Here is a 15,768-nt window from a genome sequence, read left to right as displayed (position 1 = left end):
GAATCAACATGAATGAAAAGACGGAAGGTGAACATTATGAAGGATATTGCCAAAAAAGCTATTTATTTCGGCGAAGCCATAGCAACCGAAATGACTTATCCCTTTACGCTACCTGAGCTTTTAGCTTATACAGCACAGATGCATCCCCAAAGAGGGATCACATTTATAGATGAACTTGGTAAACAACAACGCATCTCCTATTCTACGTTGCTTACTGAAGCGCATGGATATTTGGATGGGTTAAGAAGTAGTGGATTAAAACGTGGAGATCAGGTCGTTATTCAACTGAGCGATAACTATGCGTTTATTATCATTTTTTGGGCCTGTATCCTTGGTGGGTTCGTACCTGTATTACTCAATGTCTCAGATAACTTCGAATTTCCGAATTCTGATAACCAGGCACTACTGAATGTTCTGAAGCTTATGCCTGGAGCAGTGGTGTTTACTAACGCCTTGTTAAAGGGATATCTAGCTGCTTTCTTGTCAAAACACGATGCTAACCATAATCTAATAGTGTTTGAGGAGCTTGCGAAAGGAAAAGAAACAGTTGCTTCAACGGAAGTAGATGCTGCCGAGGATGCAGTCATTCTTTTTTCATCAGGTAGCACGGGGATGCCAAAAGGTATTAGGCTTACCCATGGTAATATTGTTAACATGGAAAAGGCGACCGTTCAGATAAACGGTTTTCATGCAAATGATGTTTCTTTGAATTGGATGCCACTTGAACATGTTGGTGGAATCGTGATGTTTCACATACGAGACGTTTACTGCGGAGCAGAGCAAATCATTATCCGCAAAGATTATATACTTGCCAAGCCACTCCGATGGATTGAGGCGATATCCAATTACAAGGCAACTGTAACTTGGGCGCCTAATTTTGCCTTCTCATTAATTAATAAAGCATTCAGCCAAAACCATACTGTTAGCGAATGGGACTTAACGAGCATGCGTTTTATACTAAACGGTGGTGAGGCAATTAATGCGGCAACTGCAAGAACGTTTTTAAATTTATTATCCCCATACGGATTATCGGATGATTGCATCTTTCCTTCATGGGGGATGTCAGAGACAAGTTCAGGCACTGTTTACGCGCATCGCTTTAATAGCAATACAGGAGTTTACGGGCTAGAAAAATATAATTATGGCGAAGTGGTAAAACAGGGTTTATCTACGGAAAATGGAACCCAATTTGTTTGCTTAGGTCGCCCTATACCCGGGGCGGCAATAAGAATTGTCAATTCAGAAGGTGAGATAGTAAAAGAAAATGTCGTAGCTAGGATACAAATTAAAGGGAAAAATGTAACCCCGGGTTACTACAAAAATGACGAAGTGAACCGTCAAGCTTTCACGGTTGATAACTGGTTTGATACAGGGGATATTGGTTTTTTGCGCGATAACGAGTTGACGATAACCGGCCGATTGAAAGAGGTTGTGATTGTAAACGGTAAAAATTATAATGCCTCGGAGATTGAGTATATAGTTGAATCGATAAGGGGAGTTATTCCGTCCTACACTGCTGCCGTAAGTGTGAGAAAACAGAACGCCGATACGGATGAGCTTATTGTCTTTTACTGTTCCGAAACAACAGATCCTGAGAACTTGTACGTTCAGACCCAACAGATCCAGTCACAACTTTTAGCGACTTTGAGACTGAGAGCCAGCAATATTATACCTATTAATAAAGAAGAAGTCGGGAAAACATCTATTGGTAAAATTAAAAGAGTGGAGTTAGCTTCTAGGTATTTGAACGGGATGTATGACAAAAGAATAAAACGCATACATGAGTATTCAACTTACCAAAAGGAGGTTAGACGAGACGAAGAGGTATTAACTGCTACCCAGCAAAAATTAGTAGATATTTCCATAGAGATAATCGGTATATCTACTCTAAAAATTCAAGATTCATTTTTTGAAACTGGAGGAAACTCTATAGATGTAATTAGACTCACTGCCGAAGTGAATCGGAGTTTCGAAGTTGACATATCGATCGGAGAAGTATTTGCACTTCAAACCCTTGAAAAAATTGCAGAAAGTATTGAAAGACGCGAAAGAAAAACTATGCCCCCTATTTCGAGGACAGGTAAGAAAAAACACTATGCTGTGTCTTCTGCTCAGAAAAGAATGTTGCTGGTTCATGAGATGGATGGTGTTGGGTGTGCCTACAATAACGTTACAATGGTTAGATTTGAGGGAGAGCTTGATACAGTTCGGTTGGAAAGTGCTTTCCGAAGGCTTATCCAAAAGTACGATATTCTTAGAACTTCGTTCCATTTTCAGTATGGGGAGTATGTTCAGAAAGTTCATGAATCCGTAAGCATTAAGCTGGAGATTGTTAAGCTACAAGCTCATGAAAGTATGGATTCGACCCATTGGTTGGGGCAATTCGTTCGTCCATTTCAGCTAGATAAACCAGAGCTTATGCGGTGCATGCTCGTTCAATCTCATGAGAATCAATTTCTTTTACTTGTTGATCTTCACCACATTATAACTGATGGAATCTCACAGGTGTTATTACTTAATGAGGTTTTTGATATATATGACAAGGATACTGCATTGGTTCCGCTCGTACAATACAGGGATTTTGCAGAATGGGAGCAGGGTATATTGTATTCTGAACACATGCTACCCAAAGAAGAATTCTGGCTGAGTATGCATGCTTCCTTGGCTTCAGAATTGAACTTGCCTTACGATTACAAACGTGGTGAACTCCAGAGCTTCAATGGGAATGCGCTGACGCAAAGGATTCCGGAGCATTTGACAGTTATATTAAGGAAGCGGGCTCAGGAAGTTGGTACGACAGCATTTACATTATTATTTATGACATTTAAATTACTAATGGCGAAATATTCGGGGAACGATGACTTAATTGTTGGTACCCTTGTCAATGGCAGAACAAAAGCTGAAACCGAGACGATGCTAGGGCTGTTTGCAAATATATTACCTATCAAATCGTATCCTAATAAATTAAAACCCATTAATGCGTATTTAAACGAGATGAAGGACCTACTCATCCAAGCATTGAGCCATCACGAATATCCCTTTGAGAAGCTAGTGCATAAGCTGGACTTCGTTAATCAAGTTAATCGCAACCCAATGTTTGATACCATGTTTATTTATCAGAACTTTAATAGCGATATTAAAATTGGGACAGAGAGTGGACTTAAATTCGTGTCTCATAATAGTTTGATGGTAGGTTCGAAAGTTGATCTTACTTTGTACGGGATCGAGAGGAAAAGTCAAATTGAATTAGTTCTGGAATATAATGAAGCACTATTCAAAAAAACAACGGCACAAAGATTTTTGAATCATTATTTGCAAATTCTTACACAGGTTTTGGATAATAGCGAGTCTATTATTGGGAGTATTAAATTAACCGATGAAATTACTTCACGGCTTACTTCCGATGCCGTCCTACCTTCTGCATATCCAATGTCTAAGACAATTCATGAGTTGTTTTGGGAGAGAGCTGAACGAACACCGCAGTATCCCGCTGTAAGTTTTGAAGGTGTGCAATGGTCCTTCGCAGAGCTCCAAGCATATTCCACAGCCATTGCATTGAGGCTGCGGGAGATGAATGTGGGACGGAACAATATTGTTGCTATCCTACTTAAGCGTTCGTCTGACATGGTCTCGGCAATGATGGGGATTATTGGGGCCGGAGCTGCTTTCCTGCCAATAGACCGAGAATTGCCTAAGGAACGAATACAATATATGCTGCAAGATAGTCAGGCATCTGTAATCATTACGACTTCGGAAATGCTGATTCACCGAGAACTAGCGGGTGTAAAAGTGTTGGATTTATCTACTGTTCGCTATGAAATACCTGCTGCATCCATTACCAATATTAACAATCCCGACGATTCAATATACGTTTATTACACATCTGGATCGACAGGAAGACCAAAAGGAGTTGTTGTCAGTCACAAAGCTGTAAACAATTTTATTCATGGTTTCAGTAAACAACTTCAGATTGAAGAAGGTAATAAGATATTGTCCATTACCACAGTATCATTCGATATTATTATTGTAGAAACGTTTTTAGCGCTTGTGTTCGGTGTTCATATCTTTATGACCAGTCAAACAGTTCAAAAAGATGTTAACGAAATTGCTCGTTTGACAAAGAAACATCACATTGACATTTTGCAAATTACACCATCAAGGCTTCAACTTCTTCTGAAAAATGAGGCGAATAAAGAAAGCCTAAAACAATTAAAAAAGCTCATAGTTGGTGGAGAAGCCTTCAGCAAGTCTTTACTTCGAACCCTCGGAGATTTGAACCACACAGAAGTATATAATGTATATGGCCCTACCGAGGCAACAGTATGGACAACAGTCAAAAAATTAGAACCGGATAGTGAACTGTCAATCGGTTTTCCTATTGATAATACGGAAATATATATTTTGGATGAAAACTTAAATATGCAGCCAATCGGCATTCCGGGGAACATTTATATTTCTGGTGATGGCCTCGCTAAATCATACTTGAACCAACCAGAGTTGACCGATTCCCTTTTCGTTCAGAATCCTTTCCGATCAGGACAAAAAATGTACGCGTCTGGAGACCGAGGGAAATGGTTAGAAAATGGGGAAATCGTATGTTTGGGAAGATCCGACAATCAAGTTAAAATTCGTGGATTCCGAATCGAGTTAGATGAAATTAAAAGCTTGTTGCTGCAGGCGAACTTCGTAAATGATGCAGTTGCAGTCGTTTTAGGTAAAGGGGAGAATGCATCACTCGGTCTGTATTTCATATCGGAGGCAAATGCATCTATTGTTGATATGGAACAGTACCTGAAGAGAAAGTTGCCAGCTTATATGGTGCCACAACATTTCGTTCAAGTAGAACATATGCCTTTAACTCTTAGCGGAAAAATTGACATAAAAGCATTGCCTGAACCGGCGGAACAGAAAAAACGAGTCTCTAATGTTGTAGAGGTTTCCAAAACTCAGCTCCAGCAATTTCTCGTTGATATGTGGGAGGATATTCTTGGCGTCAATCCAGTGGGTATTCGAGATCATTTCTTTGAACTAGGGGGAAACTCTTTCAAGGGAACGATTTTCATTTACCGTCTTCGTGATACCATTGGGAAACTACTCCCTTTGAGTATGGTCTATAAACATCCCACGATAGAAGCTATCAGTCAAGAACTGGAGCGGGTGGTTTCGAACACTATGGAGTCGATTCAGCCTGTACAGCAACAAGAATGGTACCCACTTTCATTCGAACAGAGAATGATATATGGAGCATCCAGTTTTGACGACAGTAACTTGACTTATAACTTACCAGTGGTATTTGCAGTCAAAGGTTACGTCGATATAGCCAAAATGAAACGGGCCATTGAGACGGTTGTGCGGCGACATTCCATATTCCAAACATATTTCGAATGGTGGGAAGGAAGGGTTGTTCAAAAAATAGATCCAGATGTATGCTTTGAGGTTCATCTACAACATCATGAATTTTGGAAACAAGAAGATATTATAGCTTCGTTCATAAAGCCATTTGATTTGAATGCGGCACCTTTAGTCAGATCGGAAATTCATTTTGCAAACTCTGAAGTGCTTATTATGTTAGACGCCCATCATATTGTGCTTGATGGAGTCTCTTTAAAGATACTTTTTGATGAAATTAATACGGTGTACGAGGGCAATGTATTGTCGAGAGTGCGGCTACAATATGTTGACTACTGCTGCTGGGTCACCGAAAAATTTCCATATAATCAGAAGGATGAAGACTACTGGCTTTCTCAATTCGCAGACACCATACCTCAGCTTGAGTTACAAACGGATTATGTCCGTCCGCACGAACGTCAGTTTTACGCTGGTAGTATCTCTGTCAATCTTGAGCAAGATTGGCTGATGAAGCTTAATAGAAGTTTAAGTCATCATAATCAAACGTTATTTGTTGGACTGGTTTCCGCTTTATATCTCCTGCTGTATACATATAGCGGACAGCGAGATATCGTCATTGGTACTCCTGTAACATCAAGACCACATAATGATTTGGAAAAAGTGGTAGGGATGTTTACGAATACATTGGCTTTAAGACAAAAAATTGAAGATGATATGACGGTAAATCAATTGTTGAAGGTTGTAAATCAAAACTTAATTGAAGCATTTGATCATCAAAATTATCCTTTTCTAAAATTATTAGATAAATTGGGGTATAAAAACAATTTAAGTAGATCACCCCTATTTGATGTCATGCTTGTTCTGCAAGATTTTGAGTTCGAGGGCATTCACATCGAAGGGAATGAAGTCTGCTATGTTCAACCACAGTTACAGCGGGCTCAATTTGATCTTGTATTTAATGTACAGCCTCATACATCTGGTCTCTCTTTAACCGTTAACTACGCATCTACTCTCTGGAAACAAGAGTCTATTGCGGAATTAGTAGAAAGTTATATCGAGGCTTTGAAGTTCATCGTTACAGAGGATGAAAACTCAATAGTCGCTTATCGCCCAGTCGGAAAGGTTTTGAAACAACGTATGGAGACTTATCATTCCATCGATTTTCAATTTTAGTGTGGAGGATTTTATGTTGAATGTAGAAATAATGAATGGACGTTATGACGCCGATGACCAAAATAAGAATTTTAGTTTGTTTCCTCCCGATCGACATGTGGAAACTACAGAAGGATATAAACGCCACGTAACACGAATGGATAATTCAACAAGTGAGGTGTTGAATAACATAACCAACCAATCTATTCGATCTTTACAGGTTGCAGCATGCGCGGCGGTCGTCTACTTACTGTATCGGTACACAGAAGAAGCGGAGCTCTGCATCGGGTTGATAGATGGGGACTCTTCGTTTCCAGTAAGCTGTAAGGTTGAGAGAGATGTCACATACAAGGAAATGATTTTCCAAGTAAGAGATAATATTCTTAAGCCTTATGTTGAAAGTAAATTGGCCTACAGTATTTTGGTGGAGGCCACCGAGGAAGCTGAGCTGATTAGGCAAGTGGAGCAAGAAGATTATAGAATTAAATTTATGTTTGTTAAAAAAGAAAAAGAAATTGAACTAGTTATTACGTATAGTTCAGATTGGTACAGTCATACTTATATATCTAGAATTGCCGAAAATTTTGTCTATCTAATGCAACAATCCGCCAGTAACTATGATGTTAAAATGAGTGACTTGGAGATCGTTTCTTCGGAAGAACGACAGGTCATATTAAATACGTTTAATGATACAACGGCTCGTTTTGATGAAAATATGACGCTCGTTCAGTTGTTCGAACGGCAGGTTAAAGTCAACGCTCAACGAACCGCTGTTGTATATAATGGCGAAAGCATGACTTATATGGAACTCGATGCAAGAGTAAAGCAATTGGCTCATCTGCTTCACAGGAAAGGAATTGTAAGCGGTGATATTATAGGGCTTATGTTACCACGTTCTCTTAACATGATTATAAGTGTATTGGCTGTATTAAGAGCGGGAGCTGCCTATATGCCTATTGATCCGAACTTACCTGACGAGCGTGTTCGCTATATGGTGACAGACAGCCATGCACAATTGACGCTTACGAGTGCGGACCTTGTCCAACGTTTAAACGGAATAGTGCGAATTGAATGTGTTGATGATTGCTTTAAGCGACCATTAAGTATCACTGCTCATGCAACTATTACTGAGGTCAATGCTCATGATTTGGCTTATATCATTTATACGTCAGGTACAACAGGAAATCCTAAAGGAGTGCAAATTAGTCACCGCAATGTAGTGAGACTGCTTTTTAATGACCAAGCCAGATTTAATTTCAATGAGCAAGATGTATGGACAATGTTTCATTCATTCTCATTTGATTTTTCTGTATGGGAGATATATGGAGCGCTATTGAACGGTGGTAAACTTGTCATTGTCCCTGAAGACATCACTCGTGAACCGGCTGAATTCATTAATCTACTACTGAGTGAAAAAGTAACTATTCTTAATCAGACACCAACATTTTTTTATCGCTTATTGAATTATATAGTGAATGAAACCAACCAGGATCTTTCTTTACGATATGTTATTTTTGGGGGAGAGGCACTCAACCCATCACTAATTAAGTCTTTTATGGATACTTCCCCACACGTCAAGTTTATTAACATGTATGGCATTACAGAAACAACCGTGCATGTAACTAGCAAAGTGCTCGATGCAGAAGCAATAAAAAGTAATGTGAGCAATATTGGAGTTCCCCTTCCAACTTTGCAAGTTTATGTTCTTGATCAGAATGACAAGCTGTGTCCTGTTCAAGTTGTTGGTGAACTGTTTGTGTCGGGGGAAGGCGTATCAGTGGGGTACCTGAACCGCCCCGAGCTTACTGCAGAATCTTTCTTGCCTGATCCGTTTCAGCCGGGCAAACGGATGTATCGGACAGGAGATCTAGTAAAGTGGTTGCCAACAGGAGAGCTTCAATATATAGGAAGGAAAGACCTTCAGGTTAAAATAAGAGGTTATCGGATTGAACTTGGAGAAATTGAGCAAGCTCTTGCAACATATGAAGCTATTCGAGATGCTGCTGTGGTCGCTAAAGAAGATAAAGTTGGCGACAAATTGTTATATTGTTACTATGTATCCGCGGCAAAGGTGGAGCGATTGGAACTTAAACATTATTTGCAGACCCAAGTGCCATCTTATATGATTCCATCCTACTTTATTGAAGTTGACAAACTTCCACTAACGAATAATGGAAAAGTAGACCGCAGGCAGCTCCTTGCTATCGATGTGGAAGAGAGTAGCGGGGACAACGTATATGAAGTTACCTATAATGATGATGTTTTATACAAGCTTGAAAACATTTGGAGGGAAATTTTGCAGTTGAAAAAGGTACGTCTTGAGGCTAGTTTTTTTGACTGTGGTGGTGATTCCATACGCGTCATCGGCTTGGTCACTTTAATTAATAAATCGTTTGGTTGCCGAATTGGGGTCAAAGATGTATATCGTAATCATCGATTTGCAGAACTAGCCAATTTTTTACGTGAGAAACAAGTAGAACTCAAGACGGAGAAAATCGACATCCCGCAAAATGCTGATGCTTACAACGAGGTGGATTGGAATTTAAGTGCTAATCTTCCTGCTAATTTCGTTGAATATTATCCGATGAGCACTATCCAACAAAGTATGGTGTACTACAGTTTGCTTAAAAAGGATGAAGCTATATACCATGATCAATTCGTCTTCCCGGTCGATGTTGTTGAATTTAAATTTGAGACACTGAAAGACGTAGTACTCAAATTGTTAGATAAGCACGAAATCTTACGAACTACCTTCAATGTTAAGGATCAAATGCAACTTGTGCACCGCCATATATTGCCCGTTATTAGTTTTGACAATATAACTGATCTGAAACTCGAGCAGCAGCAACAAATAATTGAATCTTTTTTACAGGAAGATTTGAATCTGAAATATTGTTTTACTGGGCTTGAGTTGCTGTGGCGAATGAAAGTATACCAATTATCAGCAGGCAAAGTAATTATTATTTTATCTTGTCATCATGCCATTCTGGATGGCTGGAGCATTGCTTCGTTGTATGCAGAATTAATGGAGAAATACAATGAAATGCATTTGAAAGGTGAGATCACTTTACGAAGGCTAAAGTCTACGTATAAGGACTATGTATTAGGAAGCTATTCTGATCTTAATCGTAGAGAAACGGAAGCTTTCTGGATGAGATATATGGATGGCTATTCAAGAAATAAGCTTCCATTCAATTACTTTGGTAGACCGATTAGGGGTAAGCAAGGACGTACTATTAAAGAATTCTCATTGGGAAGCGAGTTGTATGATCGTGTGGTTCAATTCGGAGCAGCCAATGAGTGCTCCGTCCAAGAAGTTTGTCTCGGTGCTTACTTATACTTGCTTAGAGTCATTAGTACGGAAAAAGATGTTGTCACCGGAGTTGTTACCCATAATCGTCCTGCTGTGGAAGATGGTGAGAAACTGCTAGGTTGTTTTTTAAACACTGTGCCTATTCGAACCACAGTCGATAAGAGTTTAAACAAACAAAGCTTCTTGAGATCGATTAGAAGTACACTTACCGAAATGAAAAGCAACGAACTATTTTTAGCGGATATTGCTTCCCTCCTCGGTGAGTCTGGTAATGGTCAAGAAAATCCTGTATTTGATACGTTGTTTAACTTCATGGACTTTCATGTATTAGGCTCCTTGTATGATAACGCTGCAATGCGTCGTTCGACTGTTGAGTTCGAATTGACACGTAATGAAATGACGAATACACTATTTGATTTTGAAATTTTGAAAACCCCCAACTATTTTGGTATGCAAATCAAATATGCACCTGCTTACTTCTATGATGAGGATATTGATAAAGCAGCAGCTCTTTATGAAAAAATACTAGCTGAGTTCATTGATCAAGAATCAGGAAATATCAAGTATTCTAAGCTGTTATTGCAGAGTGAGATAGCTGAACTGCTTAAAGAGCGAAATGGTCCGGTAATTTCTTATGATAATCAAAGCACATTGCATCAGTTAATTGAACGACAGGCTTCACGAACACCATATGCAACCGCGATCATATGTGCCGGGAAAAAGTTGATGTATGTCGAGCTTAATGATCGTGCCAACAAACTGGCAAGACTGTTGCAGAGCCGTGACGTTGGTTGTGGCGATAAAGTGGGTATTTGCCTTGAACGTAATGAACAACTCATCGTAGCGTTGTTAGCCGTTCTGAAGATAGGAGCAGCCTACGTACCTATGGAGCCAGACTACCCGCTTGCCAGGAAGCAACACATTATTGAGGATGCTGATGTTAAATATTTGATTTCCAAGGAGGCTATAGGAGATCTACCCTTTACGAATGAAAATGAGAGTGAAATAAGTTCGTATCCTGCTATTAATTTGGATATTCCTGTAGCTGCTGATCAACTTGCCTATGTAATCTATACATCCGGTTCTACTGGTCGTCCAAAAGGAGTAATGATAGAGCATCACTCCGTCATCAATTTAATAAATTGGGTGAATCGAACGTTTACTGTGAACAACCGAGATGTCTTGCTGTTTGTTACTTCAGTATGTTTTGATTTATCAGTTTACGATATATTTGGAATGCTCTCGGCAGGGGGGCAGGTGGTCATAGCAACCAAAGAAGAAAGTCGTGATGTATTGCGAGTGAAACAGATGCTTACAGAGCATCGAATTACATTTTGGGATTCTACACCGAGCACATTGAATCAAATCATACAATTGGCTGAAGAAGATGAGACGGAGGGTCAACAACATTATTTGCGACTAGTCTTTTTGAGTGGCGATTGGGTTCCAGTGAAACTACCTAGACGAGCTCAAATGTATTTCCCAAATGCTGAAGTGGTCTGTCTGGGAGGGGCAACAGAGTGTACAATATGGTCAAATTATTATAAAGTCAGTATGGAAATGGTATATACTGGAAGTATACCATACGGTAAGCCTATCGATAATAGTAGTTTTTTTATTCTGGACAACGATAAAGAACTCGTGCCGACAGGAGTGCCAGGAGAGCTATATATTGGAGGAGTCGGAGTAGGTCGTGGCTACTATGGGGATGCAGCTAAAACTAATGAGGCGTTCCTGCCTAATCATATATTGAATGGAATGGGGAGGATATATAAAACAGGAGACATGGGAAGATACCTGCCAAACGGAGAAATAGAGTTTCTTGGGAGACGGGATAACCAGGTGAAAATACGAGGATTTCGAGTAGAAATAGGTGAAGTAGAAAACGTTATAAGCAAGTATGAAGGAATAACTGATGTTGTCGTAGTAGATCAAATGGATGAAACAGGCGTCAAATATCTATGTGCGTATTATGCCCATAGAAAAGATATAACCCGAGATTTAAGGGAGTTTCTACTTGAGCACCTGCCCAACTATATGATTCCTTCTTTCCTTATTCGATTGGATAAATTACCATTAACATCAAATGGAAAAGTGGATCGTGCAAATCTGCCTCTGCCTTCTTTATCTGAGAAGGTTGCTTCACCAAGGTCCGAGCACTCCGAGACGAAAGTGCAACAAAAGATTAAGGAGATATGGAAGTCTACATTAAAGGTGGATGATGTACAATTAACTGACAACTTTTTCCTTGATTTAGGAGGACATTCGTTGAGTGCCACAACGGTTATGAACAGAATTCATAAAGAGTTTGATGTAGAGTTGGAGCTGAAAGATATCTTCAGAGATCCAACAATACAGAAATTGTCACTGGTCGTAGAAGGCCTATTGCGACGCTCAAAGGTTTGATTTTGCTTTCGTTTTCAAGCAAAAGTCAAGGGGGATGGGATGAAAAGCATTAAAGTAATGTACAAGAACCTAATGTGGTTCGCTAAGCCGCATATTCATTGGTTGTTCCTCGCTATAGCGGGCCTTATTTTTATCATATTCATTGAAATGTTCGTCGCGTACTCCATTAATAACATGATTAATGAGGCTCTGACGAGCGATAATCAGAACATGCTACTTCGTTATGCTCTCATTTTATTTGCAATCATTATTTTTGGTGGAGCGGGAAAATATGTTGTCAAAAGTTCAAATGAGAAGTTTGGCGCATTGGCCATAGGAAATTTAAAAAGACAGTTATCACATACCATTCAACGAATTACAATAGATAGCTTGGAGAAAAAGCATTCGGGAGAGTTGGCCTCGAAATTTACAATGGACGTTGGAGAAGTAGACAATTTTATTAAGAGAAATTTGGCCGATCTTATTTATCAACCGATTGTCTTCCTTGTATCCTCTGTGTTTTTCATTTATTTGAATTGGCAATTGTACGTTGTTGGTGTCATTCTCATTCCTTTGTTTCTAAAAATTGCGGATGCGATCACGGCTCCGTTAAAAAAAAATAGCGAAGAGATTCAAAAGCATTTCGGGCAAATGAATTCAGTTTTATTAGAAACGATTAACGGTGCTACTGTCATCAAATCATTTAACCAACAGGAACTGCAGTTGGTAAAGTTCGATACGATGCTTCAACAAACCTTGCACAAGAGCATGAAGATGGAGAAGAGACTGTCGTTCATACCGCCCTTGCAGCTTGTACTGCAGGCTGTTCCTTACGGATTATGTATCCTGTTCGGAGGATATTTAAGCGTAAACGAACAAATATCGCCTTCTGAATTACTGACGTGTATTTATTTGATGCAGTTTCTCGTAGGTCCAGCCGTTAGAATTCCTTCCTTATTCATGGGATTCAAGACGACTTTGGCATCTATAGCCAGAATCGAAGAAATTTTGACGGCTCCGCGGGAATCTTCCAATGGATCGAGTCCCAGAGAGCTGGTTACCCATTACGCTGTTGAGTTTGATCGCGTATCGTTCGGTTACCCGGACAAACCGCTATTATTTGAAAACCTTAGTTTCCGAGTCGAAAAGAATCAAACTGTAGCACTTGTTGGTGCAAGCGGCTGTGGGAAAAGTTCAATTCTAAAGTTGATTTGTGGATTTTATACCTTGCAATCTGGGGAAATACGAATCAATGGAAACCCCCTGTCCGATACGAACCTAGATGAAATAAGAAGCTTGATGGCGATCGTCTCGCAAGAAACGTTTCTTTTCCCTGAGACCGTTATGCAAAATATCGCTTACGGAAGATTGGATGCCACTTTGGATGAGATTGTGGAAGCAGCAAAAGCTGCGAACGCTCATGAGTTTATTTCCGATTTGCCTGAGCAATACCTAACACCAGTGGTCGAGAGAGGGGGCAACCTATCTGGCGGACAAAAGCAAAGAATTAACATTGCTCGTGCATTGTTGAAGGATGCGCCTGTGCTCCTGTTAGACGAGCCTACGTCAGCTCTTGACCAGCAATCTGAGGCGCTCATTCATGAATCGTTAACCCGCATCTTTAAGAACAGGACGGTACTGGTCGTCGCTCATCGCTTATCCACAATCATTAATGCGGACAACATTCTCGTATTAGGAGAAGGTGGCATCATTGCTCAGGGAACCCACTTTGACTTAATGGAGAATAGCCGTGAGTATTTCGAGCTGTATAACAAACAGTTTCAAGTCTCGATATAAGAGGAGAATGATATTGATCAGGTTAAAGAGTGAATATATTTCCTTGTACCATTTTATGAAGCCCAAGATCATTCGATATACTATTGGTCTTATAGGCTCGTGCACAATTACGGCCAGTCTAATTATTATGCAGGCTTTTGCGTGGAAATATATGTTTAATTCTGCTGTGGAGTTGGATTTTAATTTATTGTACAAAAGTATGATTGTATTTTTTATACCTGTATTACTGCTCGTCTTTGTTTCCCCTTTTTTTGTATATCTTTATAATTCTGCTGTAAAAGAGGTCATGTTCGAAATCAGACACAAGCTGTTCTCCAAATTAGTCAGGCTGCCGATCGGTTTTTATGATAAACGCCACAGCGGCGAGCTTTATTCCTTGATGACGAATGACGTTCGACTAATCGAATCAGCTTATTCCGAACATCTTCGCACCATTCTTTATCAGTTTGTGTTGATCGTGGCTTCGTTGTTCTCTATGTTTGTGATTAGTTGGAAAATGGCGATTCCTCTGTTTTTGGTTTGTGTTTCGTTTGCCCTTCTTACCTCGAGGTTCTCGAAGTCGTTAAGTCGGCTTAGCGGGTTGATGCAAGGTCGGAGAAGTAAGGAAACACAAAGGTTAATTGATATCATCGGTGGTTCGCACATCATCCGGATGTTTAATCTCTACAAAGTAATCGGACGTAAGCACGAGAGAAGCATTAAACAAGTTACTAAGCTGGGGCTGATGTTAGGCCGCAAGGAAGGACAAATGGAGGGGGTCGCTTTTTTTATCGGATTCCTGAACCATGGAGGCATTTATGTACTAGGCGCATTTTTATTGATGAACGGGGCAATTGAATTAGGTATTTTGACAGCGCTCGTTTCCCTTCAGATCAATGTGTCGTTCGCATTTTTGCAGATAGGAAGCAACATATCACAACTCCAAATTTCACTAGTCGGCATCACTAGACTCGATCAACTTCATAAGGAGCAAGAGGAGACACAGACTCTACATGCCTCTGAAAGAACGACAACATTGCCAGATAAGATGGGAATCCGATTAGAAGATGTATGTTTTCGTTACAAACAGGATGTGCCCCTATTTGATCGTGTAAACTTGGTCATTGAAAAAGGAAGCCATGTTGCTTTTGTTGGTGCGAGTGGAAGTGGTAAAACTACGATTGCCAAATTGATAATGGGTTTGTATCCACTTGAAGGTGGAAATATCTACATCGATGGCCAATCGATGTATGCTCTATCATTAGAAGAACGGAGAAGTCTGATCGCCTATGTTCCGCAGGATGTCACGCTGTTCGAAGGTACGATTATGGAGAATATAAGGTTTGGAAACGGACAGGCAACGGAAGACGAGGTGAGAGCCGCTGCAGAAGCTGCCAACGCGCACGAGTTTATTCGTCGCTTGCCTGAAGGTTATCAAACAAGGATCGGTGAAACGGGTAAAGGCCTTTCCGGTGGGGAAAGACAACGAATCGCGATCGCCAGAGCCGTATTGAAAAATGCCCCGTTCTTAATTTTGGATGAGGCGACTTCATCCTTAGATACGAGATCGGAACATCTGGTTCAAGAAGCGTTGGATAGACTCGTCAAGGATCGTACAACTATAGTCATTGCGCATCGATTATCAACAATTGAACATGCAGATATGATCGTGGTGATGCACAAGGGAGTTATTGCAGAACAGGGAACCCATCAGGAGTTAATTCATCAAAATGGACTGTATCATAAGCTTGTAAAAACCAAGTTGACGAAAGATCTGTATGTCTAAAAATAAT

General features: G+C 40.1%; 4 protein-coding genes. All 4 read left to right on the top strand.

Annotated features, from left to right (window positions below; genetic code table 11):
* Nucleotides 1-36: 36 nt before the first annotated feature.
* From C170_RS23080 to C170_RS30895, 4 genes are read left to right on the top strand one after another with little or no spacing between them, the layout of a single operon-like run.
* Nucleotides 37-6,522 (top strand): non-ribosomal peptide synthetase, encoded by a 6,486-nt coding sequence (locus C170_RS23080; RefSeq protein ID WP_036614510.1) that lies wholly within the window; start codon nt 37-39, stop codon nt 6,520-6,522.
* Nucleotides 6,523-6,535: 13 nt separating this feature from the next.
* Nucleotides 6,536-12,220: a non-ribosomal peptide synthetase gene (locus C170_RS23075; RefSeq protein WP_036614507.1), complete on the top strand. Its 5,685-nt coding sequence runs from the start codon at nt 6,536-6,538 to the stop codon at nt 12,218-12,220.
* Nucleotides 12,221-12,259: 39 nt separating this feature from the next.
* Nucleotides 12,260-13,996, top strand: a complete 1,737-nt coding sequence (locus tag C170_RS23070; protein WP_036614505.1) for an ABC transporter ATP-binding protein — start codon at nt 12,260-12,262, stop codon at nt 13,994-13,996.
* 13 nt (nt 13,997-14,009) lie between these two features.
* The gene (locus C170_RS30895) at nt 14,010-15,761 is read left to right on the top strand and encodes an ABC transporter ATP-binding protein (RefSeq protein WP_162158992.1); all 1,752 of its coding nucleotides are present in this window, start codon (nt 14,010-14,012) and stop codon (nt 15,759-15,761) included.
* Nucleotides 15,762-15,768: the final 7 nt, after the last annotated feature.

Source organism: Paenibacillus sp. FSL H7-689 (genome assembly GCF_000517905.1).
GTDB lineage: Bacteria > Bacillota > Bacilli > Paenibacillales > Paenibacillaceae > Paenibacillus > Paenibacillus amylolyticus.
This window is presented reverse-complemented; position numbering and strand designations above follow the sequence as displayed.